This window comes from Cytobacillus firmus, from assembly GCF_023657595.1.
In the GTDB taxonomy this organism is placed as follows: Bacteria; Bacillota; Bacilli; order Bacillales; family Cytobacillaceae; genus Cytobacillus; species Cytobacillus firmus_B.
In genome coordinates, this window is sequence record NZ_CP098323.1 from 1,116,828 (window position 1) to 1,141,669 (window position 24,842).

The window sequence follows — 24,842 nt, forward strand, 5'->3', positions numbered from 1 at the left end:
ATGTTTTATATAGCCATTTTCTTTCAATATGTCGCCCAATATATGAAAACAAGAATGCAGTACCGCGCAGATTTATTTGTTGAGATCTTTTCAGATCTTCTATTTCAGGCAGTCAATTTAATTTTTATCCTAGTCGTCTTTGGCCATACTAATTTTCTTGGCGGCTGGACGAGGGATGAAATCATCTTTATTTACGGTTTTTTCCTTGTGCCATATGCGCTGTTTTCATCGTTCTTTAATATTTGGGATTTTAATGAGAGATATATAGTAAAAGGTGAACTCGACAGGATTTTAACCAGGCCGATCCATAGTTTGTTTCAAATCGTATTGGAACGGATGGAGCTTGAATCCCTGTTTGGGGCCGTAACAGGCATTGCTGTTATGATCTACGCTGGAAACAGCCTTGGTTTAGGGATTACCTGGACTGACCCGTTCTTGTTTTTCTTATTTGTGATAGGCGGAATGCTTGTGTATGGAGGCATCTTTGTACTGATTGCCTGTATCAGCTTTTGGGCAGATGCCAGAACCTCTATCATGCCGATGATGTATAACATCGGGAATTATGGAAGGTATCCGGTTGATATTTACAATAGTGTTATACGCTTTGTCCTCACCTGGGTTCTTCCGTTTGCCTTTGTCGGTGTATATCCGGCTTCCTACTTTCTGGGGAAAGAAGAATGGTTTTTATACTCCTTTTTAACACCTGTAATCGGAATCGTATTTTTCGGCATCTCGATCCTGACCTGGAATTCAGGTGTTAAGCGATATCGGGGAGCGGGCAATTAGAACTGGGATAAAATCCCGGTTTTTTTTAAGTGATAAGTAAGTATTTAATTTTTGAACGTCGATAACTGTCTAGCTCCAGCGCCTACCCCCTCGAGGTCACAAGCCAATCCTTCCAAAAAGGCAAAGAACGCCTTTCCGGAAGGCTCGTCTTGTGCTTGTCGGGGGTGAGCAAGGCGCTTGAGCTTTTCTTAATTGGGCGAACCCGTCCCAAAGCAGAAAGAGTTTCCGAGACAGGCTGTCATATGGGAAAGGCCATAAGCGTATAAATGAATTGGAAGGCATTTCGAAATGAGGTGCAGTATGGCTTTTTATTTATCGCTGATTTTAATCGTGCTGTGCATGATCATGAGTCTGCAGACTCTTTTTTCATCCGCCAAGATTAAGGGAAGATGGGTGTCTGCTGAGAATTTCCTTTATCTCATAAGTTTATATGCAACGATTCTGATTGGGTTTGGGCTGATATATATTTGGCTTGATTTACATGGTCTGGTGGTTTTGATGGACGGCACTGAATATATGGAAACCGGTTTCCTCGAGAGGCTGGAGACGGGTTTTTATTTTAGTGCCGTAACCCTTTTTTCTGTTGGGTATGGAGATGTCAGTCCTGTTGGAATAGGCAGGCTTATTGCCGTATTGGAAGCGTTAATCGGGTATGTGATCCCGGCAGCATTCGTAGCCAGGGTAGTATTTGATGCAGGTGACCGTGCTTTATAATGATATCGGTTGTTTTTGCCGGAAAAGTTGGATAGGCTTAGAGTAATAAACTATTCAACAGGAGGAATGAAGATGGCGATTGAAATCGGTAAAACGTCTCCAGATTTTGAGCTTGAGGCAAGCAATGGTGAAAGAGTGAAATTATCAGATTACCGCGGGAAAAATGTTGTTCTGTATTTTTACCCGAAAGACATGACACCTGGCTGCACAACGCAGGCATGTGATTTCAGGGACCAGCATCAGAATTTTGCAGATGTGAACGCAGTCGTTTTAGGAGTAAGTCCTGATCCGCTCAGCAGACATGAGAAGTTTATTGAAAAGCATGGATTGCCTTTCCTGCTGCTTGCAGATGAAGACCATAAAGCGGCAGAGGCGTACGGTGTGTGGAAATTGAAAAAGAACTTCGGGAAAGAATATATGGGGATTGAGCGTTCAACCTTTATAATTGACCAGGAAGGCAAGCTCGTGAAAGAATGGCGCAAGGTAAAGGTTAAGGATCATGTCGAGGAAGCACTGGAGTATATTAAGGAGAATTTGACTAAAGCTTAAATGGGTAGCCTATTTTTTATCGGAACAAGGCTTTTGTCCATTCCGAAGAACAAGTTTTGCATATCATTTTATTAGGGCATACCTCCTCAGATACTTTTTCGAAACGGACCTGAACAGGTCCGTTTTTTTTTAATATTTTTACCCTTCAGTGATGAGTGGTATGATGAATAAAACTACGTTGGAGTGGAGTTTATGAAAATTGTGTCTTCCATTTTGCCTCCCGAAGAGCTGCGCGAGGAAGTAATTCGGGATTTCCCTGAGGGAGATTTCCTGTTTTGCGACGGAATAGAAGCTGCAGGGGAATCCTTTTATAATGCTGAAGTATTTATTACCTATGGAGAAGATCTGACAGAAGAACATATTCATAAAGCAACAAAATTAAAGTGGATTATGGTGATGTCAGCGGGAATGGATGAAATGCCTTTGAAAGCCTGTAAGGAGAAAGGCATCTTAATTACAAATGCAAGAGGAATCCATAAAATCCCTATGGCTGAATTTGCACTTGGAACTATGTTAGGGCATGTTAAACAAAGAGCATTGCTGGCTGAAAATGAAAAGGCAGAAGACTGGAATCGTAATCTGCCGATGGAAGAGCTGCATGGAAAAACCTTATTAATTATCGGTGTAGGGGCAATAGGGGGAGAGATTGCAAGACTCGCCAAATGCTTCGGCATGAAAGTGGCTGGAGTGAATAGGAGCGGAAGGGAAAATATGTGGACAGATCGTATTTTTCCACTCAGCAGGCTAACCGGGATCCTTCCTGAAGCTGATTTTATCGTTTCTGTCCTTCCAAGCACACCAGAAACTAAATATCTGTTAAAAGAAAAGCATTTCGCTGCTACGAAGAATTCTGCAGTGTTTATGAATATAGGAAGAGGTGATCTTGTCGAGGAAAAGGTGCTTCTGTCTGCACTCGAAAAACACCAGATTTCACATGCGTACCTGGATGTTTTTGAAAACGAGCCCCTGCCTGAAGGCCATTCTTTCTGGAGGATGGAAAATGTAACGGTCACACCTCACCTGTCAAGCCGAACAAAAAACTATTTACCAAGATCTTTTGAAATTTTTAGGCATAACCTTCATACATATATAAAAAATAACAAAGATTATATGAATGTCATCGATTTTGAAAGAGGGTATTGAAATGAGGATTTATACCAAAACGGGAGATAAGGGGACAACATCACTAATATATGGGCAAAGAGTCAGTAAGAATGACATTCGCGTAGAGGCATACGGTTCATGTGATGAGGCGAATTCTATGATTGGATTGGCTTTAAGCCATTTAAGAAGCGAGTATTTCAGCGGTAAAGAAAAAGCGGAGCAGGTTTTCCATAAAGTGCAGACTGACTTGTTCCATGCAGGAGCAGAGCTGGCAACGCCCGCAGGAAAAGAAGTTAAATGGACGATAAAGGAAGAGGATATCACCTTCATGGAAACGCAAATTGATGAGTGGGAAGCTGATCTTACTGTGCTTAATAACTTTATTTTGCCTGGCGGCCATCCTTCAGGAGCGGCATTCCATGTAGCGAGAACCGTTGTGAGAAGAGCGGAAAGATGTGCGGTGTCACTCAGTGATGAAGTAAATCCGCTCGTTTTAATCTATCTGAACCGGCTGTCTGATCTGCTGTTTGTTGCTGCGCGATTTGTGAATCACCATTTGGGCACTGGTGAGCAGCCGCTGCATGATGAAAAGAGCTGATTCCCTCTATTAAGGTGTTTGTAATATTGACAAATGTGGTAAAAAATTAGTACACTATTTATAAAGATTATAAAGTAAGAATATTTGTTGGAAAAGAGGTGCATGGCGGTGGCGCATATGGAATTAAAAGAGGCGCTGGATACTTTAAAAGACACTGGAGTACGTATCACTCCGCAGCGTCATGCGATACTTGAATATTTAATAAACTCCATGTCACACCCGACTGCTGACGATATATACAAAGCATTAGAGGGGAAATTCCCAAATATGAGTGTGGCAACAGTTTACAATAATTTACGAGTATTCCGTGAGGTTGGCCTGGTAAAGGAACTGACATATGGTGACGCATCTAGCCGCTTCGATTTTGTTACCACTCATCATTATCATGTCATTTGTGAAAGCTGCGGCAAGATCGTAGACTTCCACTATCCTGGCCTGGATGAAGTAGAGCACCTTGCTTCGCATGTTACAGGTTTTAAAATCAGCCATCATAGAATGGAGATTTACGGAACATGTCCGGATTGTGCAAGTAAAGAAGCTCACTAATAAATTTTTAAAGCTGCCGGCGCTGTGCTGTCAGCTTTTTATTTTTATCCAATAAAAAACCGGCTGTTAGAGAGCCGGTCATTTTAGAACTTGAATATGGAAGCAAGAGATAAATCAGCTCTGCTTCGTATTTTTTTTGTTGTATTTTTCATCAAATTCAGCGCCCTCAAGATTTGGATCAAGCGTCAAAGGTTCATTGCAGTACATGCACATATCAACGCGGCCAAGCATCTTTGTGTGTTTTCCGCAATTCGGGCAAACCACCTGCACGGTTTTTGTTGAAAGCATGCCGATCCAAAAATAAACACCGGTGCTGGCAAGAATGCAGAGCATTCCGAGAAGCATAAATATTGTCATGAGAAGAGCGGAATTCCTGAAGAATATTCCGAGATACATAACAATAAATCCGATGAAAATTAAACTAAGGGCAAATGTACGAATCTTATTGATTTTATTTGAGTACTTAGCCATACTGCTCCCTCCTAAAAACTAACTATACCATACTCCTTTTACTGAAATAAATATTAATATAGAATGGTGTCGAAAAATGTCTCACCTTTAAGAAGGATTTCATTTATAATTGTCGAAGATATACGCTATCAATAAAATGGAGGAATTAAGATGGAAGATATTCTCCGTCCTATATACCAGGAACGGGCAAGCCAGACAAACACTCTAGGCGTGATTATGACCGAAAAAATGGAAAAGGCTATTCCTGCTACTGATACATTTGATGCTGTACTGCTGATCCTTGTTGAGGAAGCAGATGAACCTGTGTTTGTTAAACATTACACATATAAAGATAAAAAAGCGGCTCTGCATATCGTGACCGATAAGCAGCTTCGCGAATGGATCCTGCTGGGGTCGAACCGGAAAATCTTTGATTGGCTCTATAGTGGAAAAGTTTTATTTGATCGAAATGAATATATTCATAACCTGAAGGTGGAATTAAGAGAGTTTCCATTCTATGGACGAAAATTAAAAATGGGACTTGAGTTTGCCAAGCTGATCAGACGATATATGGATGGCAAAGCCTTCTTTGAAAATCGGCATTATTTTGATGCCTATAACCATATTGTCCATTCCCTTCATCATCTGGCCAGGCTTGCTGTTATCGAAAATGGATTCCATCCGGAAGTAACTGTATGGAATCAGGTAAAGCAAATTGAGCCTGAAATCATGAAGCTGTATGAAGAATTGGTGAATAGCCAGGAGCCGCTTGAAAAAAGGCTGGAGCTGCTGTTCCTTGCAAGTGAATTTTTAATCCATTCAAGAACCAAGCAAGGAATAAGTCATCTTGCCGATGTGCTTGCTGAGAAAGAAGAATGGTCCATCCATGATATTATGAACCATGATGAACTTCATCTGTATGCGGTTGACTTAAGCATGCTTCTGGAGTATTTGATTGATAAGCATTTCATAGATGTAGTGAATATAGAAACAAAAGGTCAAGGAATTTATCACAGGTATTACAAACTCAAAAAAAAATTATCGTAAAAAAACTTTAAAAGCTATTGACCTTTATTTAAATCCTTGTTATATTTATATCCGTCGCTGCGATATGAACGAAAAACACTTTCACAGGCGACGGATAACTTATAAAAAAAGTGTTGACAGATAAAATCAACACATGTTATATTAATAAAGTCGCTTCTGAGCGATTAGGTAAAATATAACAAGCGAAATTGATCTTTGAAAACTGAACGAACAAAACGTCAACGTTTAATCATTAGTCTTTTTTGAAAAGACAAAACGAGCTTAATCAACTCTTATATGGAGAGTTTGATCCTGGCTCAGGACGAACGCTGGCGGCGTGCCTAATACATGCAAGTCGAGCGGACAGATGGGAGCTTGCTCCCTGAAGTCAGCGGCGGACGGGTGAGTAACACGTGGGCAACCTGCCTGTAAGACTGGGATAACTCCGGGAAACCGGGGCTAATACCGGATAACTCTTTTCCTCACATGAGGGAAAGCTGAAAGATGGTTTCGGCTATCACTTACAGATGGGCCCGCGGCGCATTAGCTAGTTGGTGAGGTAACGGCTCACCAAGGCCACGATGCGTAGCCGACCTGAGAGGGTGATCGGCCACACTGGGACTGAGACACGGCCCAGACTCCTACGGGAGGCAGCAGTAGGGAATCTTCCGCAATGGACGAAAGTCTGACGGAGCAACGCCGCGTGAGTGATGAAGGTTTTCGGATCGTAAAACTCTGTTGTCAGGGAAGAACAAGTACCGGAGTAACTGCCGGTACCTTGACGGTACCTGACCAGAAAGCCACGGCTAACTACGTGCCAGCAGCCGCGGTAATACGTAGGTGGCAAGCGTTGTCCGGAATTATTGGGCGTAAAGCGCGCGCAGGCGGTTCCTTAAGTCTGATGTGAAAGCCCCCGGCTCAACCGGGGAGGGTCATTGGAAACTGGGGAACTTGAGTGCAGAAGAGAAGAGTGGAATTCCACGTGTAGCGGTGAAATGCGTAGAGATGTGGAGGAACACCAGTGGCGAAGGCGACTCTTTGGTCTGTAACTGACGCTGAGGCGCGAAAGCGTGGGGAGCAAACAGGATTAGATACCCTGGTAGTCCACGCCGTAAACGATGAGTGCTAAGTGTTAGAGGGTTTCCGCCCTTTAGTGCTGCAGCAAACGCATTAAGCACTCCGCCTGGGGAGTACGGCCGCAAGGCTGAAACTCAAAGGAATTGACGGGGGCCCGCACAAGCGGTGGAGCATGTGGTTTAATTCGAAGCAACGCGAAGAACCTTACCAGGTCTTGACATCTCCTGACAACCCTAGAGATAGGGCGTTCCCCTTCGGGGGACAGGATGACAGGTGGTGCATGGTTGTCGTCAGCTCGTGTCGTGAGATGTTGGGTTAAGTCCCGCAACGAGCGCAACCCTTGATCTTAGTTGCCAGCATTCAGTTGGGCACTCTAAGGTGACTGCCGGTGACAAACCGGAGGAAGGTGGGGATGACGTCAAATCATCATGCCCCTTATGACCTGGGCTACACACGTGCTACAATGGATGGTACAAAGGGCTGCAAGACCGCGAGGTTAAGCGAATCCCATAAAACCATTCTCAGTTCGGATTGCAGGCTGCAACTCGCCTGCATGAAGCCGGAATCGCTAGTAATCGCGGATCAGCATGCCGCGGTGAATACGTTCCCGGGCCTTGTACACACCGCCCGTCACACCACGAGAGTTTGTAACACCCGAAGTCGGTGGGGTAACCTTTTGGAGCCAGCCGCCTAAGGTGGGACAGATGATTGGGGTGAAGTCGTAACAAGGTAGCCGTATCGGAAGGTGCGGCTGGATCACCTCCTTTCTAAGGAATATTTACAAGAAACGTGACGTTCTTTGTTCGTTCAGTTTTGAGAGTTCAATCTCTCAATGAAAGATTCGTTCTTTGAAAACTAGATAATGATTATGAAGAAGCAATAACCGAGTAATCGCCATTTTAGTGAATTCTCTCTATGTTAAATAGAGTTAAAAACCTTTGATACTGTTCATCTTCGATGAACCTGTCAAATACGGTTAAGTTAGAAAGGGCGCACGGTGAATGCCTTGGCACTAGGAGCCGATGAAGGACGGTACTAACACCGATATGCTTCGGGGAGCTGTAAGTAAGCTTTGATCCGGAGATTTCCGAATGGGGAAACCCCCTATCCGTAATGGGATAGGATCCTTATCTGAATACATAGGATATGGAAGGCAGACCCGGGGAACTGAAACATCTAAGTACCCGGAGGAAGAGAAAGCAAACGCGATTCCCTGAGTAGCGGCGAGCGAAACGGGATTAGCCCAAACCAGGAGGCTTGCCTCCTGGGGTTGTAGGACACTCTATACGGAGTTACAAAGGAACGAGGTAAATGAACAGGTCTGGAAAGGCCGGCCAGAGAAGGTAAAAGCCCTGTAGTTGAAACTTCGTTCCCTCCAGAGTGGATCCTGAGTACGGCGGGACACGAGAAATCCCGTCGGAAGCAGGGAGGACCATCTCCCAAGGCTAAATACTCCCTAGTGACCGATAGTGAACCAGTACCGTGAGGGAAAGGTGAAAAGCACCCCGGAAGGGGAGTGAAAGAGATCCTGAAACCGTGTGCCTACAAGTAGTTAGAGCCCGTTAATGGGTGATAGCGTGCCTTTTGTAGAATGAACCGGCGAGTTACGATTACATGCGAGGTTAAGTTGATAAGACGGAGCCGCAGCGAAAGCGAGTCTGAATAGGGCGAATGAGTATGTGGTCGTAGACCCGAAACCAGGTGATCTACCCATGTCCAGGGTGAAGTCCAGGTAACACTGGATGGAGGCCCGAACCCACGCACGTTGAAAAGTGCGGGGATGAGGTGTGGGTAGCGGAGAAATTCCAATCGAACTTGGAGATAGCTGGTTCTCTCCGAAATAGCTTTAGGGCTAGCCTCATGTAGTAAGAGTCTTGGAGGTAGAGCACTGTTTGGACTAGGGGCCCCCATCGGGTTACCGAATTCAGACAAACTCCGAATGCCAAAGACTTATCCATGGGAGTCAGACTGCGAGTGATAAGATCCGTAGTCAAGAGGGAAACAGCCCAGACCACCAGCTAAGGTCCCAAAGTATACGTTAAGTGGAAAAGGATGTGGAGTTGCTTAGACAACCAGGATGTTGGCTTAGAAGCAGCCACCATTTAAAGAGTGCGTAATAGCTCACTGGTCGAGTGACTCCGCGCCGAAAATGTACCGGGGCTAAACGTATCACCGAAGCTGTGGATTGACATCTTCCGATGTCAGTGGTAGGAGAGCGTTCTAAGGGCGTTGAAGCCAGACCGCAAGGACTGGTGGAGCGCTTAGAAGTGAGAATGCCGGTATGAGTAGCGAAAGATGGGTGAGAATCCCATCCACCGAATGCCTAAGGTTTCCTGAGGAAGGCTCGTCCGCTCAGGGTTAGTCGGGACCTAAGCCGAGGCTGAAAAGCGTAGGCGATGGACAACAGGTTGATATTCCTGTACCACCTCTTTACCGTTTGAGCAATGGGGGGACGCAGGAGGATAGGGTAAGCGCGCTGCTGGATTAGCGCGTCCAAGCAGTTAGGCCGGTAACGAGGCAAATCCCGTTACCATACAGGCTGAGCTGTGACGGCGAGGGAAATTTAGTACCGAAGTTCCTGATTCCACACTGCCAAGAAAAGCCTCTAGCGAGGGAAAAGGTGCCCGTACCGCAAACCGACACAGGTAGGCGAGGAGAGAATCCTAAGGTGAGCGAGAGAACTCTCGTTAAGGAACTCGGCAAAATGACCCCGTAACTTCGGGAGAAGGGGTGCTCATTAGGGTGAATAGCCCTGATGAGCCGCAGTGAATAGGCCCAGGCGACTGTTTAGCAAAAACACAGGTCTCTGCGAAGCCGCAAGGCGAAGTATAGGGGCTGACGCCTGCCCGGTGCTGGAAGGTTAAGAGGAGAGGTTAGCGCAAGCGAAGCTTTGAATCGAAGCCCCAGTAAACGGCGGCCGTAACTATAACGGTCCTAAGGTAGCGAAATTCCTTGTCGGGTAAGTTCCGACCCGCACGAAAGGCGTAACGATCTGGGCACTGTCTCAACGAGAGACTCGGTGAAATTATAGTACCTGTGAAGATGCAGGTTACCCGCGACAGGACGGAAAGACCCCGTGGAGCTTTACTGTAGCCTGATATTGAATTTTGGTACAGCTTGTACAGGATAGGTAGGAGCCTGAGAAGCCGGAGCGCCAGCTTCGGTGGAGGCGTCGGTGGGATACTACCCTGGCTGTATTGAAATTCTAACCCGCGCCCCTGATCGGGGCGGGAGACAGTGTCAGGTGGGCAGTTTGACTGGGGCGGTCGCCTCCTAAAAAGTAACGGAGGCGCCCAAAGGTTCCCTCAGAATGGTTGGAAATCATTCGCAGAGTGTAAAGGCACAAGGGAGCTTGACTGCGAGACCTACAAGTCGAGCAGGGACGAAAGTCGGGCTTAGTGATCCGGTGGTTCCGCATGGAAGGGCCATCGCTCAACGGATAAAAGCTACCCCGGGGATAACAGGCTTATCTCCCCCAAGAGTCCACATCGACGGGGAGGTTTGGCACCTCGATGTCGGCTCATCGCATCCTGGGGCTGTAGTCGGTCCCAAGGGTTGGGCTGTTCGCCCATTAAAGCGGTACGCGAGCTGGGTTCAGAACGTCGTGAGACAGTTCGGTCCCTATCCGTCGTGGGCGCAGGAAATTTGAGAGGAGCTGTCCTTAGTACGAGAGGACCGGGATGGACGCACCGCTGGTGTACCAGTTGTCTTGCCAAAGGCATCGCTGGGTAGCTATGTGCGGAAGGGATAAGTGCTGAAAGCATCTAAGCATGAAGCCCCCCTCGAGATGAGATTTCCCATAGCGTCAAGCTAGTAAGATCCCTGAAAGATGATCAGGTTGATAGGTCAGAGGTGGAAGCGTGGCGACATGTGGAGCTGACTGATACTAATCGATCGAGGACTTAACCAAGTCATTGGTGAATACTCGACAAATTCTTCTTCATACATTATCTAGTTTTGAGGGAACGAAAAAAAGTAAATTTCCTCTTGAAAAATGATAGAAAGACGGTATAATAATACTTGTCTTGAAAATAGTCTGGTGGCGATAGCGAGAAGGTCACACCCGTTCCCATACCGAACACGGAAGTTAAGCTTCTCAGCGCCGATGGTAGTTAGGGGCTGTCCCCTTGTGAGAGTAGGACGTTGCCAGGCTGTTTTATAATACCACTTTTCCGCAGTAGCTCAGTGGTAGAGCATTCGGCTGTTAACCGAACGGTCGTAGGTTCGAATCCTACCTGCGGAGCCAAATGGAGAGCTGTCCGAGTGGCCGAAGGAGCACGATTGGAAATCGTGTATACGCTAACCGCGTATCAAGGGTTCAAATCCCTTGCTCTCCGCCATTTTAATTTCATATTGGCCCCTTGGTCAAGCGGTTAAGACACCGCCCTTTCACGGCGGTAACACGGGTTCGAATCCCGTAGGGGTCACCATTTTGGAGGATTAGCTCAGCTGGGAGAGCATCTGCCTTACAAGCAGAGGGTCGGCGGTTCGATCCCGTCATCCTCCACCATATTATTATTATCGCGGGGTGGAGCAGTCCGGTAGCTCGTCGGGCTCATAACCCGAAGGTCGCAGGTTCAAATCCTGCCCCCGCAATCCGGTCCGGTAGTTCAGTTGGTTAGAATGCCTGCCTGTCACGCAGGAGGTCGCGGGTTCGAGTCCCGTCCGGACCGCCATTTTTTCACAATATAAATAATTTTATGGCTCAGTAGCTCAGTCGGTAGAGCACGACCGAATAAGCTGCCTTGAAATACTTCAGCGTACCGATTGATAAATCGGGACGAAGGACGAAGCCAAATTTTATTTAGGCAAAATATCTTAATATGGCTCAGTAGCTCAGTCGGTAGAGCAAAGGACTGAAAATCCTTGTGTCGGCGGTTCGATTCCGTCCTGAGCCACCTTGTTTTGTGATTAGCCGGTGTAGCTCAATTGGTAGAGCAACTGACTTGTAATCAGTAGGTTGGGGGTTCAAGTCCTCTCGCCGGCACCACTTTTTTATGTTAATATGGAGGGGTAGCGAAGTGGCTAAACGCGGCGGACTGTAAATCCGCTCCTTCGGGTTCGGCAGTTCGAATCTGCCCCCCTCCACCATTTATATAGGGGTATAGTTTAATGGTAAAACGAAGGTCTCCAAAACCTTTGATGTGGGTTCGATTCCTACTACCCCTGCCAATATTGTTATGGCGGCTGTGGCGAAGTGGTTAACGCATCGGATTGTGGCTCCGACACTCGTGGGTTCGATTCCCATCAGTCGCCCCATATTTTAATGTAACAGTACAAGTGTAACTCTCATATAAATGTATTATGAATTGATCATTGGGCTATAGCCAAGCGGTAAGGCACCGGACTTTGACTCCGTCACTCGCAGGTTCGAATCCTGCTAGCCCAGCCATTTTGCGGAAGTAGTTCAGTGGTAGAACATCACCTTGCCAAGGTGGGGGTCGCGGGTTCGAATCCCGTCTTCCGCTCCAGAATTTCTTTGTTTTTATGGCGGCATAGCCAAGTGGTAAGGCAGAGGTCTGCAAAACCTTTACCACCGGTTCGAATCCGGTTGCCGCCTCCATAATTTAAATCTTGATTCGCTGATATACGCCGGGGTGGCGGAACTGGCAGACGCACAGGACTTAAAATCCTGCGGTAGGTGACTACCGTACCGGTTCGATTCCGGTCCTCGGCACCACAAGATTTATTACATTTTAATATGCCGGTGTGGCGGAATTGGCAGACGCGCACGACTCAAAATCGTGTTCCTTCTGGAGTGTCGGTTCGACCCCGACCACCGGTATCTGAAAAAAAGGTTTCCTTAATAGGAAACCTTTTTTTGTTGTTAATTTATATCCCTGCTAATTTTGAAGGACATTAATCATCCATACAACTATTTTTCTGATTATCACCAATTGTTTCAATGCAGAGTTCCGAACGGTTCAGAGGGTGGTTTTGAATAGAGTTCTGAACTGTTCGGAAGCTTCCTATGCTACAAGATAAACCAAGTTTGAATTAATGAAGCAAATAATGGATGTGGTGTAGCTCCAAAGTAGATAACTCTTTATTAGCAAACGAGAATGAAAGAGTTAAAGCATAGGATAGAAACTACATCTTCTCAAAATTAAAAGAAGTTGCGTCAAACCATAGGATAGAAACTACATCTTCATCAAAATTAAAAGAAGTTGCGTCAAAGTATAGGATAGAGACCACATCTTCACTAAAAACCCAAAGAAGCTGCGTCAAAGTATAGGATAGAGACCACATCTTCACTAAAAACCCAAAGAAGCTGCATCAAAGTATAGGATAGAGACCACTTCTTCACTAAAAATCCAAAGAAGCTGCATCAAAGTATAGGATAGTAACCACATCTTCACTAAAAACCAAAAGAAGGTACGTCAAAGGATAGGTTAGTAACCACATCTTCATTAAAATCCAAAAGAAGCTGCATCAAAGCATAGAAACCAGGTCTCCACTAAAAACAAAAAGAAGGGCAGCTTCAAAGCATAGAATAGATACAAGGTAGCCTACTCTCTATACCTCAAGGGAATTTGAATACTTTGACCAAAATACATTTCAAAAAGGTTCATAATAGGATGTCTTACCAAATCCATTGATCTGATATTGCTTAGATAAGATTTTTTGAGTGGATCTTTTTGAGTTTAGAATATTACAAAACATATGAATAGACTTGGTTGTTATTTTTTCTTCAGGGAATAGTATTTTATATTCTTCAACACTCCTCAATATAGCAAATTCAGTTTTCTCAATTGATCCGCAGCCGCATTTTAAATTGTTTTTATTTAATAAAGACATAAATAAGCCACAAGAAGTACATTTAACCCCCTTTTCTAATTCTTCAAAAGTATACTTAAAATGCCTGCCATAAGGAATATCTTTCATATGAAGCGACATTAGCTTTTCCGCCAGCATAAAATGATTTTTAGTTGCCGGCTGGGATTTCATTTTCAATGTGTCTAAAAAGCGATTAAGCTGCGCTGGAAATATAGCAGGAAGATTCATTGCGGCCTGATACAAATGAAATTCGGGGTTAATAAAAATAAGAAGAGCCTTAAGTGGGGTTTTTACTCTCAATTCATGCAGAAGTCTTCTCAGGAGTGATTCACTTCGCTGCAGCTGCAGAAGGGGGTTTTTCACTTCGTTTTTTGATGGTGCTGTGTACCATCTGTCTTGATCGATATAGAAGTCTCCTTCATAATTCTTGACTTCAAAAATATAAATACAGTCTCCAGTGATTAATAGTGAATCTATTTGGAAAAGGGTGTTACTGTAATCGAACAATAAATCATTAAGAATAATCCATTCCTCAGACGATTGTTCCAGCAGTTGATCAAATTGCTGCTCTCCTGAAAAACCTTTTTCTAAATTAAGAAAGTAGCTGTAATCTTTAGGGGAAAGCCGCATTCTTCCCTGTAAACAGCGAAGCAGCTTTAATTCCTCTGGTTCATACCGAAGTTTTACTATCATAATTCACATCCCTATATTCAAGATAGCTTCATTCTATGCAATGTTTTCCATTAACACAAGTTATACCCTTTGAAAAAGTCAAAATATTGCACCATTTAGTCAATTCAGTCACCTATATATGCAAACGGTTTCAAATATAATGTAGGAAAGCGTTTGCAAGAGAAGAGGGGGCGGTGAAGAGAGTTGGAGACAAAGGTTGAGATCGGGGAACCGGTAATTAAGTCAGAGATTAAAACAGTTTCCAGGAAAAAAGCAAATTTGAAAAAGATCTTAACATACCTTGCTTTTGTAGGACCGGCATTAATTTTTTTCCTGGTGATACAGATCTTTCCTTTCCTAATGGGGATTTATTATTCGTTTACGTCCTGGAATGGAGTTAGTTCTGTAGTTGAGTGGGTTGGGCTTGAAAACTATATAAAGATTTTTAAGAGTGATCCCAAGTTTTTTGATTCCTTTATATTTACTACTAAATTTATGTTAGCTTCGGTTATTATTAGTAATTTACTAGGGTTTGGGCTTGCATTATTATTGAACGCAGCCTTGAAGTCCAGGAATTTATTGAGGACTGTGTTTTTCATCCCGAATGTTATTGGGGGATTATTGCTTGGGTTCATCTGGCAGTTTATTTTTGTAAAAGGGTTTGCTGCTATCGGTAATCTAACGGATCTTTCAGTTTTTAAGCTTCCATGGCTTGGAGATGAGACAACAGCATTCTGGGGCATTGTAATTGTGTTTGCCTGGCAGATCAGCGGATATATGATGGTTATTTATATTGCAGCACTGCAGGGGGTTGATCAGACACTGCTTGAGGCAGCAAGAATCGATGGAGCATCAAGCTGGACACTGTTGACAAAAATAATCATTCCGCTTATTTTACCGGCATTTACGATTTGTTTCTTCTTAACGATATCAATGGCATTTAAGATTTTTGACCTGAATATTTCACTGACAGGCGGCGGGCCATTTAACTCGACACAATCGGTTGCGATTAACATTTATCAAGAGGCATTCCAGAATAACCGGTATGGTCTTGGTACCGCAAAATCGATTTTATTCTTCCTTGTGGTAGCTATTTTTACAACGGTTCAGGTGATGATGACGAAGAAAAGGGAGGTTGAGGCATAATGAATCCCAGATATACGAAGGTTACGCTGCTGCTGGAGATCATCGGAATTCTATTAGGAATCATATTCCTCATTCCTTTTTACTTCGTGTTCATTAATTCTGTAAAGGGTTTTGCAGATATCCTGATTGATGCTGCAGCATGGCCGCAGGAATTTTTATTCTCCAATTATCTGAAGGTATGGGATATCATTAATTTCCCTCGGGCCTTCTGGAATTCACTTATAATAACGGTAATCAGCAATATTGGACTGGTTGTCATCAGTTCTATGGCTGCCTGGAAGATGGTTAGGACTCCGGGGAAATTCAGCAAAATCCTGTTTGTTTTATTTGTATCTGCGATGGTTATTCCATTCCAGACCGTTATGATTCCTCTGATGAAACTCGGTGGCACGCTGAATCTGACAAACAGCATACCTGGTCTCATCATTATGTACTTTGGCTTTGGTGTACCATTATCACTTTTCCTTTATCACGGTTTTATTAAAACAGTTCCAATCGAGATCGAAGAGTCGGCCCGAATTGATGGGTGCAGCCAGTTTGGCGTCTTTTGGAGAATTGTTTTTCCGCTTCTGAAGCCAATAACTGTAACGGTTGTCATTCTAAATACATTGTGGATCTGGAATGACTATCTGCTGCCGCTTCTGGTGCTTCAGGATGCAGAGCTTAGGACGATTCCTTTGGCCACAAGCTCATTCTTCGCACAATATACAAAGCAGTGGGATATGGGACTGGCTGCCCTTGTGATGGGCATTACACCGGTCATCATTTTCTTCCTGTTCCTGCAGAAGCATATTATAAAAGGCATTGCACAAGGATCCATTAAGTAGTGGTAGAGACTTTTACATCCAAAGAGGCTGTGAAAGTTTATATAAAATTATTCAGGGGGGAAACAAAATGAAACGCTTTGCTCTATTACTGCTGTCATTGATTCTGATGGCCGGCATTATGGCGGGCTGTTCTTCTTCCAGCTCTTCAGGGGATGAAAAGCCAAAGGATGATTCAAAAAATGGTGATGAAGTGGTAACACTGAACATGTTCCAATTTAAAGTGGAGATTGCCGATCAGCTTCAGGAAATGATTAGCGAATTCGAAAAAGAGCATCCAAATATTAAAATTAAGCTTGAGTCTGTCGGAGGCGGAGCTGATTATGGTGCCGCATTAAAAGCGAAGTTTGCTTCCGGAGAACAGCCTGACATTTTTAATAATGGCGGATTTAAGGAACTGGAGCTTTGGAAAGAGCATCTTGCTGACCTTTCAAATGAGCCGTGGGCAGAGCATGTACTTCCAATTGGAAAGGTGCCAACGACCGATACAGATGGCAAGCTTTATGGAATGCCGGTAAACCTGGAAGGATACGGGTTTATTTATAACAAGGATTTATTTAAAGAAGCGGGAATTACTGAACCGCCTAATACGATTTCTGAATTGAAGGATGCTGCTAAAAAGCTCAAAGATAAAGGAATTACCTCTTTCTCTGCCGGTTACGGTGAGTGGTGGGTCATTGGACAGCATTTGTTAAACATTCCATTTGCACAGCAGGAGGATCCTGTTGCATTTATTGAAGGCTTATACAGCGGATCTGAAAAGTTAACCGGCAATGATAAATTTAAAGAATTCAAAGAAGTTCTTGATACTGAAATTAACTTCGGAAATGACAATCCGTTAACAACTGATTACAATACGCAAGTCACACTATTTGCTTCCGGCAAAACAGCTATGCTTCAGCAGGGGAACTGGACAGAGAACATGATTCTTGAAATTGACCCTGACATTAATATGGGATTCCTCCCGATTCCTCTGACTGATGATGAAGCTAAGGCAGACCGTTTACCGGTAGGCGTACCGAACAACTGGGTTCTTAACAAAAACTCTGAGCATCTTGAAGAAGCCAAGTTATTCCTTAACTGGATGGTTTCATCTGAAACAGGCAAACGTTATATCACAGAAGAGTTTGCTTTCATTCCAGCCTTTGACAATATTGAGCCAACAGGTTTAGGGCCACTTGGAAAGCATATTCTTGAGTATTCTAAGGAAGAGAAAACGATTCCTTGGACATGGTTCAGATGGCCGGATGGTGCAAATAAAGAGTTTGCAGCAACAATCCAGGAATATGCTGCCGGAAAGATTGATTATGATACGGTTGTTGAACGCTTCCAGGCATCCTGGGATAACTTGAAATAAATTTTGGTGAAACGGGAAGCATGTCTGCAAAAGATATGCTTTCTGTTTTCTATTTTTATCGCAGTCTAACGGGCAGTAAGACCCCCACTTCAAGACTCAGAGGAATCAAAGGAGGATAAGCGGGGGTCAAACTGCCCGTAAAGGCCTGATTGGTGAGATACAGTGAAACTTGCCGACGCGCAGGCAGAGGCTTAGTTGAACCAATCGGGTTCGTAGTGTCGATTGATCGAAGCGCTAGCGGAGATCTTAGCGACACTAGAACGCGACTAACAATCAGTGGGGGATAAGGAAAACCCCCACTGATTGAAGTTTCACTTTATAATCCGGAAAATCCCATAGAAAAAAGGCATCCCCAAAAAGGGAAGTTGCTTTATACTATTGTAAAAGAGATAGCAGCGGGGGATGTAAATGTTCAAAAGGAGCATTAGGAATAAACTGATTGTTCTATTAATGGTTGCCACAATCGTTCCATTTGGGGCGTCTATTATCATCACTTACTACCATACAGCCGAATCCTTGAAGGACCAGGCCATTAAAGAAAATAGCAACCTATTATATCAAGGAAAAGTGAACCTGGAGGGGTACATAAATGAACTGGATGGGCTGACACTATCTCTCTACAATAATCCAGGTTTTATAAACTTTTTAAAAGATCCGAGGAAGGAAAATAATTACCAGGCTGTCGAAGCTGTAAGAAATGTAATTTCGACCATATTGTATGCTGAGGAAAATATCAAACGGGTTAATATAGCAGTTGCAAAGGAAGATCGGCTTATAACAGCGAGCCGCCGCTCTACTGTTGTTTTTTCAAAGAGGCTGACAAATGCCAATCAGGAATATTACGAAAAAGCGGAAGAAAGTCCAAACAATATGTTTCTTGAGCCGGTCCATAAGATAAAGGATCCTGATGAAAAGAAGCCTGAGAATGTAATTACGCTTCACCGGTCTTTAATCAATATTCCAGCGGATGATCTATTGGCCTATATATCATTGGAGTTTTCACCGGATCAAATAACTAATATCAGCCGCAATCTTTATTCGGGGGAAAATGAAGAATTTTATATTATATCTCCTGAAGGTGACATGATCTATCGTTCAACGGATGAAGCTGATAACGGAGATAAAACACCTGAGTGGATTGATTGGGTGATAGGGGCAAATAAAGAAAAAGGCACGGCTGAATGGGAGGAAGATACATTCAGCGGTGTAATGATATACGATCAATTATCGCAAAATTCAGGCGGCTGGTATCTTGTTAAGCGAGTCCCATATACCACTTTATATGAAAGTGCATTCAGTGTGGCAAAAATCAATATCATGTTTGGCGTAGTCGGGCTGTGCCTGGTTATTCTCGCCACGTTATTTATTTCTGTCAGGATTACCTCTCCCATCAGAATTCTCCTCAAAAATATCGATCAAGTTGAAAAGGGAAATCTTGATGTCCGTTTTAAATCTTTCGGTAATGATGAGATTGGTTATCTCGGGGATCGATTCAGGCAAATGATCGATAAAATTAATGATCTGATTAATCGGGAGTATAAGCTTCAGCTTGAAAATAAGACAAATCAGCTTAAGGTTCTGCAGTCACAGGTTAATCCGCATTTTTTATACAATGCATTGCAGTCAATTGGAACTGCGGCCTTGAAAAATCAGGGCCCGCAAATTTATTCTTCTGTTACCCGCCTTTCAAAAATCATGAGGTACAGCATGAATATGGAGGAGGGGATGGTTCCTCTTCAAAAAGAGATTGACCATACCAAGGCCTACCTTCTGCTCCAAAAGGAACGATTTGGTGATCAGCTTCAGTTTAATTTTCAGCTTGATGATGAAGCATTGGGGTTCCCTGTCCCGAAAATGATATTACAGCCTTTAGTGGAGAATTACTTTAAACACGGCTTTGATGCACGCGAAAAAACTGGAGAGGTTAAAATAACCTGCAGACAGGATGAATTTTACCTGGATCTTCTTATTGAGGATAATGGCACAGGCGTTTCTGAGAGCAGGCTGGAGGAAATCCGGATGCATTTGATGAATGACAGGATAGGGCAAAAGGGTGAGTCAATGAATATCGGACTGAAGAATGTTTATGTCCGGTTAAAACTTTATTATGGCAGACGGGCTTACCTGCAGCTTAAGAACTTGGAGCAGGGCGGGCTGCTGGTTTCTATTAAACTTCCAAAAAGGATGGAAGGTGGAAAAGATGAAAGCAATTATTGTGGATGATGAACAGCATGTGCGGGAAGGTTTAATGCTTCTTGGAGATTGGAGCCGTTTGGGGATTGACACGATCATGGAGGCGGCAGATGGAAATGAGGCCATAAAGCTGATTAAAGAGCATCGCCCGGAAATCATATTCACAGATATGAGCATGCCAAAGAGAGATGGCATAAGCCTTTTAAAATGGATACATTCTTCAGATCTATCCAGCAAGACGATTGTTGTCAGCGGATATGATGATTTCGACTATATGAGGAATGCCATCTGTTATAAAAGCTTTGATTATATCTTGAAGCCTATCGATCCGGACATTTTGAATGAAATCCTGGAAAAAGCCATTAATGAATGGAAGCAGCAAAATCCTCCAGTAGAATGCCATCAGGAGCAAAACAGGGAAATGAATGTGATCCAGCAAATAGAACAGTTTCTGCTGGAAAGTTATAACAAAGATATTAATCTGCAGGAAATTGCAGATAGATTTTATTTAAGCAGGGAGTACATCTCCAGGAAGTTTAAACAGGAATATCAGGCTACTATTACAGACTTTATAACGAATGTCCGAATGAACAAGGCCAAGGAGCTTCTGCAGAACCATAAACTGAAAATCTATGAAATTGCTTTTCAGGTTGGCTATCAGGATGAAAAGTATTTTAGCAAAGTCTTTAAAAAGACTGAGGGAATTTCCCCAAATGAATATAGAAATATGAATTAAGAAGGAGGAAGATCCATGATTAACGTGCTTGTCTGGAATGAGAATCGCCATGAGCAAAAGGATGAAAAGGTAAGGGCAGTCTATCCTGATGGTATCCATGGTGCCATTGCGGATTTTTTAAGTGGAGAAGATTTTAAGGTGAAAACAGCGACATTGGATGAGCCCGAACATGGACTCAGTGATGCTGTCCTGCAGGAAACAGATGTTTTAGTCTGGTGGGGGCACCTGGCGCATGGGGAAGTTGAGGATGCAATCGTCGAAAAAGTAAAACAAAGAGTACTCGATGGAATGGGGCTGATTGTCCTTCATTCCGGCCATTTTTCTAAAATTTTTAAAGTGCTGATGGGAACTTCCTGTGATTTAAAGTGGAGAGAAGCGGATGAAAAGGAACGAATTTGGATTGTAGACCCGAGTCATCCGATTGCAGAAGGACTTGGAGAATATATTGAACTGGAAAAAGAAGAGATGTATGGAGAACATTTTGATACCCCTGCACCGGATGAGCTTGTAATGGTGAGCTGGTTTGAAGGCGGTGAGGTTTTCCGGAGCGGCTGCACATACAAGCGGGGAAAAGGAAAAATCTTTTATTTCCGTCCGGGACATGAAACGTATCCAACCTATTATCATAAGGACGTCCAGCAGGTTATTAAAAATGCTGTTAAATGGGCGAAGCCGGCTGATCTTCCGGTACCGGTCTATGGAAATGCGGAGCCGCTTGAGAGTATCAGTGTGAAACAGGAAGGAGTGGAGAATTAAGATGAAAAAACTCAAGATTGGGATCATTGGATGCGGAAGTATAGCCAAGCATCGGCATATGCCTGAATATCATGCAAGCAGCGGGGCTGTCATTGCAGCAGTATGTGATATTAATGAAGGGCGTGCAAAAGGATTTGCTGATCTCTACGAGGCGAAGGCATACACCGATTATAGGGAATTGTTGGATGACAAGGATATAGATGCAGTGAGTGTCTGCACCCCGAATTATCTGCATGCCCCAATTTCAGTTGCAGCATTGAACGCGGGCAAGCATGTTTTATGTGAAAAGCCAATGGCCACTTCTATGGAAGAGGCGCAGGATATGATAGAAGCGGCCCATAAAAATGGAAAGAAATTAATGATTGCTCATAATCAGCGCTTTGTTCCATCTCATAAAAAAGCAAAGGAGTTGATTGCAAGGGGGGAAGCGGGAAAAATCTACAGTTTCCGGACTGCTTTTGGACATGGCGGGCCGGAGGGATGGAGTGCAGATGGCAAAGAAAGCTGGTTCTTCAAAAAGGATCAGGCTTTTATTGGCGCGATGGGTGACCTTGGTGTCCATAAGACCGACCTCTTGCGTTACCTTCTGGGAGAAGAGTTTGCTGAGGTCGGAGCATTTGTCGAAACAAGTGCCAAAGCCGGTGCTGATGTCGATGATACAGCCGTATGCGTTTTGAAAACGGAAAGCGGTGTGATCGGTACATTGGCTGCAAGCTGGTCTTACGTATCTAAAGAAGACAATTCTACAATTATTTATGGTGAAAAAGCTATTTTGAGACTCGAGGATGATCCGGTGAACTCTCTCATTGTTCAGTATGCAAACGGTGAAACAGTGAAGTACGAGCTCGGCGGAATCCAGACAAATGAAGAAGGCGGGCAAAAGAGTTCAGGGGTCATTGACCACTTCATTGAAAGTATTTTAAATGAACAGGAGCCTGCCATCTCCGGTTCCGAGGGAATGAAGTCGCTCCAAGTGATTCTTGCTGCCCTGGAGTCCAGCGAAACAAAGCAGATTGTAAGAATTAATTGAGGTGCATCCATGAAAAAACTTCGGATCGGAATTATCGGTGCTGGCGGAATTGCCCAATCCCGGCATATTCCCGTTTTAATGAAATTATCGGAAAGTGCTTCCATAACAGCTATCTGCGATGTGAATGAGGATACTGCACAGCTGGCTGCAAAGAAGTTTGGAATCAGCAGCGCTTTTACAGATTATAAAGAAGTATTCAATGAAACAGATGCCGTGGTTATTTGTACACCGAATAAGTTTCATGCTGAAATTACTGCTGCTGCGCTGGAGGCCGGGCTGCATGTTTTGTGTGAGAAGCCGATGGCCATGACGGCGGAAGAATGCAGGAAAATGATTGAGGCAAGAGACAGGTCCGGGAAGGTATTGGCCATTGCTTATCACTACCGGTTTATGAAAGAGGCACAGGCTGCCAAAAAACTCATTTCAGAAAATGAAATTGGCACTCCGTTTGCAGCCCGGGCAAGAGCGATGAGAAGAAGAAAGGTGCCGGGCTGGGGTGTTTTTATCAATAAGGAACTCCAGGGCGGAGGAAGCTTGATTGATTATGGCTGCCATTTGCTTGACCTCTCGCTTTGGCTTTTGGGAAACCCGGCTGAAACGGAGGTATCCGGTACAGCTTACAATACATTAAGCAAAATGCCTGATCAGGTGAATCTATGGGGCAGTTTTGACCATCAATCCTTTGAAGTAGATGATCATGTGACAGCTTACATAAAATTTGCGAATGGCGCTTCCCTTCTTTTTGAGACTTCCTGGTCTGCCAATATTGAACAGGATGATGAAAGCCTCAGTCTTTCAGGGCAGTATGGAGGAATTGATTTATTTCCCTTCAGTTTAAATCAATCCAAACATGGAATGCTCCTGAATACACGTTCTGAATGGCTCCCGGGAGAAGATGACTATGCTTTAAAGCAGGCACGGAACTTTATTAACAGCTGTTTGGGCAGCGAAGAATTTATGGTTAAAGCAGAAGAAGCACTGCAGACAACCAGGATTATTGATGCGATTTACAGTAGCAGCAATCGAGAAATTTAAGAGAAGCCAGGAGGGGATTTTGTGAAGCTCGGCGTATTTACCGTATTATTTGCTGAGAAAAATTTTGAAGATATGCTCGATCATGTGAAAGCTGCAGGACTTAAGGCTGTTGAAATCGGAACGGGAGCCTATCCCGGTAACGCTCACTGCAGCCTGCAGGAGCTTTTGGAAAGCAATGAACTCCGGGATGATTACCTTAACAAGGTTTTGTCGAGGGGGCTAGAAATCAGCGCATTCAGCTGTCATGGCAATCCGATCTCACCTGATAAAGCATTTGCAAAGGAGTCAGACCGTGTATTATGCGACACGATTAAGTTAGCCAGCTTAATGAATGTTCCGGTTGTTAACTGTTTTTCCGGCACTGCAGGTGACGGGGATGGAGCAAAGCATCCGAATTGGCCGGTCGCACCGTGGCCGAATGAGTATGGAGAAGTGCTGAAATGGCAATGGGAGGAGAAGCTCATTCCTTACTGGAAGAAAGCAGGACAATTTGCCAAAGACCATAATGTGAAAATTGGTCTCGAACTGCATGGAGGATTTCTAGTGCACACTCCTTACACGCTTTTAAAATTAAGGGAAGAAACATGTGACGCCATTGGGGCCAATCTGGATCCAAGCCATTTATGGTGGCAGGGCATCGACCCTGTGGCAGCAATCAAGATACTGGGAAGAGAAAATGCCATTCATCATTTTCATGCAAAAGATACCTATATTGACCAGGAAAATGTGAATATGTACGGGTTAACGGATATGCAGCCGTATGGCAATGTGCAGACCAGGGCGTGGACATTCAGGTCAGTCGGATGCGGACACAGCCTGCAGGAATGGTCTGATATGATGAGCGCTTTGCGCACATTTGGTTATGACTATGTTGTCAGCATCGAGCACGAAGATCCGCTTATGTCGATTGAAGAAGGATTTACAAGAGCAGTAAGGAACCTAAAATCCATCTTAATCGAAGAGCAGCCTTCGGAAATGTGGTGGGTATAAAACAGGGAGGGGAAATAGCCCCTCTCTGTTTTTTCGACAAATTTCTCAAAAAGGGTTGACCATTTACGCTGATTTTAGTACTATAAAATAGTTGATTCGACAAAATGTATATTCATATTTGCATTTATGATTGAATATACATTCACAAACGCGGGTGTAGTTTAGTGGTAAAACCTCAGCTACGAGCAATACATCCATGAATCATCAGCGAGTTGCCTCGACGCATGGGCTTCCTTGAATAATCTTTCAGAGGAAGAGGCATGCAAGAACGGGAACGAAATCAGTAATCTGCAACTTCATATAAACGCGGGTGTAGTTTAGTGGTAAAACCTCAGCCTTCCAAGCTGATGATGAGGGTTCGATTCCCTTCACCCGCTCCATACATAGCCAACGCAGTGTTTCGTTCAAAAAGAACGAGGTATTGCGTTTTTTCATGTTCTTTGGCTATTAAATAAAAAAATCGGGCGGCATCCGCA

General features: G+C 43.9%; 18 protein-coding genes, 17 tRNA genes and 3 rRNA genes. 36 read left to right on the forward strand and 2 right to left on the reverse strand.

Annotated elements, in window-relative coordinates:
- The 6 genes from NAF01_RS05845 to perR all read left to right on the forward strand — a co-directional run bounded on the left by NAF01_RS05845 (position 1) and on the right by perR (position 4,297).
- Positions 1–786 (forward strand): ABC transporter permease, encoded by a 786-nt coding sequence (locus tag NAF01_RS05845; protein WP_048010456.1) that lies wholly within the window; start codon positions 1–3, stop codon positions 784–786.
- Between the two features lie 300 nt (positions 787–1,086).
- Entirely contained in the window at positions 1,087–1,500 is a 414-nt protein-coding gene (locus tag NAF01_RS05850; RefSeq protein ID WP_035333128.1) for a potassium channel family protein, read from the forward strand.
- A 72-nt stretch (positions 1,501–1,572) separates the two neighbouring features.
- Positions 1,573–2,049, forward strand: coding sequence for a thioredoxin-dependent thiol peroxidase (gene bcp / locus NAF01_RS05855; protein ID WP_197214474.1), 477 nt, complete (start codon positions 1,573–1,575; stop codon positions 2,047–2,049).
- Between the two features lie 192 nt (positions 2,050–2,241).
- Entirely contained in the window at positions 2,242–3,192 is a 951-nt protein-coding gene (locus tag NAF01_RS05860) for a D-2-hydroxyacid dehydrogenase (RefSeq protein ID WP_197214475.1), read from the forward strand.
- 1 nt (position 3,193) lies between these two features.
- Positions 3,194–3,751 (forward strand): cob(I)yrinic acid a,c-diamide adenosyltransferase, encoded by a 558-nt coding sequence (locus NAF01_RS05865; protein ID WP_197214476.1) that lies wholly within the window; start codon positions 3,194–3,196, stop codon positions 3,749–3,751.
- A gap of 108 nt (positions 3,752–3,859) precedes the next feature.
- Positions 3,860–4,297: a peroxide-responsive transcriptional repressor PerR gene (gene perR / locus NAF01_RS05870; RefSeq protein WP_162272000.1), complete on the forward strand. Its 438-nt coding sequence runs from the start codon at positions 3,860–3,862 to the stop codon at positions 4,295–4,297.
- Positions 4,298–4,411: 114 nt separating this feature from the next.
- On the opposite strand, the gene NAF01_RS05875 is transcribed toward perR, so the two are convergent.
- Positions 4,412–4,768 carry a YgzB family protein gene (locus NAF01_RS05875; RefSeq protein WP_048010460.1) on the reverse strand — a complete coding sequence of 119 codons (357 nt, stop codon included), beginning with the start codon at positions 4,766–4,768 and terminating at the stop codon, positions 4,412–4,414.
- Between the two features lie 150 nt (positions 4,769–4,918).
- On the opposite strand from NAF01_RS05875, the gene NAF01_RS05880 reads away from it, so the two are divergent.
- From NAF01_RS05880 to NAF01_RS05975, 20 genes are all read left to right on the forward strand, one after another.
- On the forward strand, positions 4,919–5,794 hold the full coding sequence (locus NAF01_RS05880) for a nucleotidyltransferase-like protein (protein ID WP_048010461.1): 876 nt from the start codon (positions 4,919–4,921) through the stop codon (positions 5,792–5,794).
- A 273-nt stretch (positions 5,795–6,067) separates the two neighbouring features.
- Positions 6,068–7,617: ribosomal RNA gene (locus NAF01_RS05885) — 16S ribosomal RNA — on the forward strand.
- Between the two features lie 207 nt (positions 7,618–7,824).
- A 23S ribosomal RNA gene (locus tag NAF01_RS05890) occupies positions 7,825–10,760 on the forward strand.
- Between the two features lie 125 nt (positions 10,761–10,885).
- Positions 10,886–11,002 (forward strand): 5S ribosomal RNA (rrf, locus tag NAF01_RS05895).
- The 16S, 23S and 5S rRNA genes sit together here with 16 tRNA genes alongside, the layout of an rRNA operon.
- Positions 11,003–11,021: 19 nt before the next feature.
- Positions 11,022–11,096, forward strand: a tRNA-Asn gene (locus NAF01_RS05900).
- Positions 11,097–11,099: 3 nt separating this feature from the next.
- A tRNA-Ser gene (locus NAF01_RS05905) sits at positions 11,100–11,190 on the forward strand.
- A 15-nt stretch (positions 11,191–11,205) separates the two neighbouring features.
- Positions 11,206–11,280: transfer RNA gene (locus NAF01_RS05910), tRNA-Glu, on the forward strand.
- 4 nt (positions 11,281–11,284) lie between these two features.
- Positions 11,285–11,360, forward strand: a tRNA-Val gene (locus tag NAF01_RS05915).
- Between the two features lie 12 nt (positions 11,361–11,372).
- Positions 11,373–11,446, forward strand: a tRNA-Met gene (locus NAF01_RS05920).
- Between the two features lie 3 nt (positions 11,447–11,449).
- Positions 11,450–11,526: transfer RNA gene (locus NAF01_RS05925), tRNA-Asp, on the forward strand.
- 149 nt (positions 11,527–11,675) lie between these two features.
- Positions 11,676–11,748, forward strand: a tRNA-Phe gene (locus NAF01_RS05930).
- A 16-nt stretch (positions 11,749–11,764) separates the two neighbouring features.
- Positions 11,765–11,840 (forward strand) — tRNA-Thr (locus NAF01_RS05935).
- Positions 11,841–11,857: 17 nt separating this feature from the next.
- Positions 11,858–11,941 (forward strand) — tRNA-Tyr (locus NAF01_RS05940).
- A gap of 7 nt (positions 11,942–11,948) precedes the next feature.
- A tRNA-Trp gene (locus NAF01_RS05945) sits at positions 11,949–12,022 on the forward strand.
- An 11-nt stretch (positions 12,023–12,033) separates the two neighbouring features.
- Positions 12,034–12,109 (forward strand) — tRNA-His (locus NAF01_RS05950).
- Positions 12,110–12,167: 58 nt separating this feature from the next.
- A tRNA-Gln gene (locus NAF01_RS05955) sits at positions 12,168–12,242 on the forward strand.
- A gap of 4 nt (positions 12,243–12,246) precedes the next feature.
- Positions 12,247–12,321, forward strand: a tRNA-Gly gene (locus NAF01_RS05960).
- An 18-nt stretch (positions 12,322–12,339) separates the two neighbouring features.
- Positions 12,340–12,413, forward strand: a tRNA-Cys gene (locus tag NAF01_RS05965).
- A gap of 28 nt (positions 12,414–12,441) precedes the next feature.
- Positions 12,442–12,530 (forward strand) — tRNA-Leu (locus tag NAF01_RS05970).
- Positions 12,531–12,553: 23 nt separating this feature from the next.
- Positions 12,554–12,635: transfer RNA gene (locus NAF01_RS05975), tRNA-Leu, on the forward strand.
- 773 nt (positions 12,636–13,408) lie between these two features.
- Here NAF01_RS05975 and NAF01_RS05980 read toward each other — a convergent pair.
- Entirely contained in the window at positions 13,409–14,257 is an 849-nt protein-coding gene (locus NAF01_RS05980; RefSeq protein ID WP_250801951.1) for a nuclease-related domain-containing protein, read from the reverse strand.
- Positions 14,258–14,503: 246 nt separating this feature from the next.
- Here NAF01_RS05980 and NAF01_RS05985 point away from each other — a divergent pair, with 246 nt between their 5' ends.
- The 10 genes from NAF01_RS05985 (at position 14,504) to NAF01_RS06030 (ending at position 24,746) form a co-directional block, all read left to right on the forward strand.
- Positions 14,504–15,445, forward strand: coding sequence for a carbohydrate ABC transporter permease (locus NAF01_RS05985; protein ID WP_250801952.1), 942 nt, complete (start codon positions 14,504–14,506; stop codon positions 15,443–15,445).
- Positions 15,445–16,272, forward strand: a complete 828-nt coding sequence (locus NAF01_RS05990; RefSeq protein ID WP_048012034.1) for a carbohydrate ABC transporter permease — start codon at positions 15,445–15,447, stop codon at positions 16,270–16,272. Before NAF01_RS05985 ends, NAF01_RS05990 begins: the two co-directional genes overlap by 1 nt.
- A 67-nt stretch (positions 16,273–16,339) precedes the next feature.
- Positions 16,340–17,626 (forward strand): ABC transporter substrate-binding protein, encoded by a 1,287-nt coding sequence (locus NAF01_RS05995; RefSeq protein ID WP_226619775.1) that lies wholly within the window; start codon positions 16,340–16,342, stop codon positions 17,624–17,626.
- 408 nt (positions 17,627–18,034) lie between these two features.
- Positions 18,035–19,849: a sensor histidine kinase gene (locus NAF01_RS06000; RefSeq protein WP_226619776.1), complete on the forward strand. Its 1,815-nt coding sequence runs from the start codon at positions 18,035–18,037 to the stop codon at positions 19,847–19,849.
- Positions 19,827–20,555: a response regulator transcription factor gene (locus tag NAF01_RS06005; RefSeq protein WP_250801953.1), complete on the forward strand. Its 729-nt coding sequence runs from the start codon at positions 19,827–19,829 to the stop codon at positions 20,553–20,555. Before NAF01_RS06000 ends, NAF01_RS06005 begins: the two co-directional genes overlap by 23 nt.
- 15 nt (positions 20,556–20,570) lie before the next feature.
- Complete coding sequence (locus NAF01_RS06010; RefSeq protein ID WP_250801954.1) at positions 20,571–21,311, forward strand: ThuA domain-containing protein; 741 nt, start codon at positions 20,571–20,573, stop codon at positions 21,309–21,311.
- A 1-nt stretch (position 21,312) separates the two neighbouring features.
- Positions 21,313–22,341: a Gfo/Idh/MocA family protein gene (locus NAF01_RS06015; protein WP_250801955.1), complete on the forward strand. Its 1,029-nt coding sequence runs from the start codon at positions 21,313–21,315 to the stop codon at positions 22,339–22,341.
- Positions 22,342–22,350: 9 nt separating this feature from the next.
- The gene (locus NAF01_RS06020; RefSeq protein WP_250801956.1) at positions 22,351–23,376 is read left to right on the forward strand and encodes a Gfo/Idh/MocA family protein; all 1,026 of its coding nucleotides are present in this window, start codon (positions 22,351–22,353) and stop codon (positions 23,374–23,376) included.
- A 21-nt stretch (positions 23,377–23,397) separates the two neighbouring features.
- Positions 23,398–24,366 carry a sugar phosphate isomerase/epimerase family protein gene (locus NAF01_RS06025; RefSeq protein WP_222500974.1) on the forward strand — a complete coding sequence of 323 codons (969 nt, stop codon included), beginning with the start codon at positions 23,398–23,400 and terminating at the stop codon, positions 24,364–24,366.
- 306 nt (positions 24,367–24,672) lie between these two features.
- Positions 24,673–24,746: transfer RNA gene (locus tag NAF01_RS06030), tRNA-Gly, on the forward strand.
- The last annotated feature ends 96 nt before the right edge of the window (positions 24,747–24,842 follow it).

Coding starts and splice junctions, on each gene's coding strand:
- NAF01_RS05845 (WP_048010456.1), top strand. CDS start 1: ATGTTTTATATAGCCATTTTCTTTCAATATGTCGCCCAATATATGAAA.
- NAF01_RS05850 (WP_035333128.1), top strand. CDS start 1,087: ATGGCTTTTTATTTATCGCTGATTTTAATCGTGCTGTGCATGATCATG.
- bcp (WP_197214474.1), top strand. CDS start 1,573: ATGGCGATTGAAATCGGTAAAACGTCTCCAGATTTTGAGCTTGAGGCA.
- NAF01_RS05860 (WP_197214475.1), top strand. CDS start 2,242: ATGAAAATTGTGTCTTCCATTTTGCCTCCCGAAGAGCTGCGCGAGGAA.
- NAF01_RS05865 (WP_197214476.1), top strand. CDS start 3,194: ATGAGGATTTATACCAAAACGGGAGATAAGGGGACAACATCACTAATA.
- NAF01_RS05875 (WP_048010460.1), bottom strand. CDS start 4,768: ATGGCTAAGTACTCAAATAAAATCAATAAGATTCGTACATTTGCCCTT.
- NAF01_RS05880 (WP_048010461.1), top strand. CDS start 4,919: ATGGAAGATATTCTCCGTCCTATATACCAGGAACGGGCAAGCCAGACA.
- NAF01_RS05980 (WP_250801951.1), bottom strand. CDS start 14,257: ATGCGGCTTTCCCCTAAAGATTACAGCTACTTTCTTAATTTAGAAAAA.
- NAF01_RS05990 (WP_048012034.1), top strand. CDS start 15,445: ATGAATCCCAGATATACGAAGGTTACGCTGCTGCTGGAGATCATCGGA.
- NAF01_RS05995 (WP_226619775.1), top strand. CDS start 16,340: ATGAAACGCTTTGCTCTATTACTGCTGTCATTGATTCTGATGGCCGGC.
- NAF01_RS06000 (WP_226619776.1), top strand. CDS start 18,035: ATGTTCAAAAGGAGCATTAGGAATAAACTGATTGTTCTATTAATGGTT.
- NAF01_RS06005 (WP_250801953.1), top strand. CDS start 19,827: ATGAAAGCAATTATTGTGGATGATGAACAGCATGTGCGGGAAGGTTTA.
- NAF01_RS06010 (WP_250801954.1), top strand. CDS start 20,571: ATGATTAACGTGCTTGTCTGGAATGAGAATCGCCATGAGCAAAAGGAT.
- NAF01_RS06015 (WP_250801955.1), top strand. CDS start 21,313: ATGAAAAAACTCAAGATTGGGATCATTGGATGCGGAAGTATAGCCAAG.
- NAF01_RS06020 (WP_250801956.1), top strand. CDS start 22,351: ATGAAAAAACTTCGGATCGGAATTATCGGTGCTGGCGGAATTGCCCAA.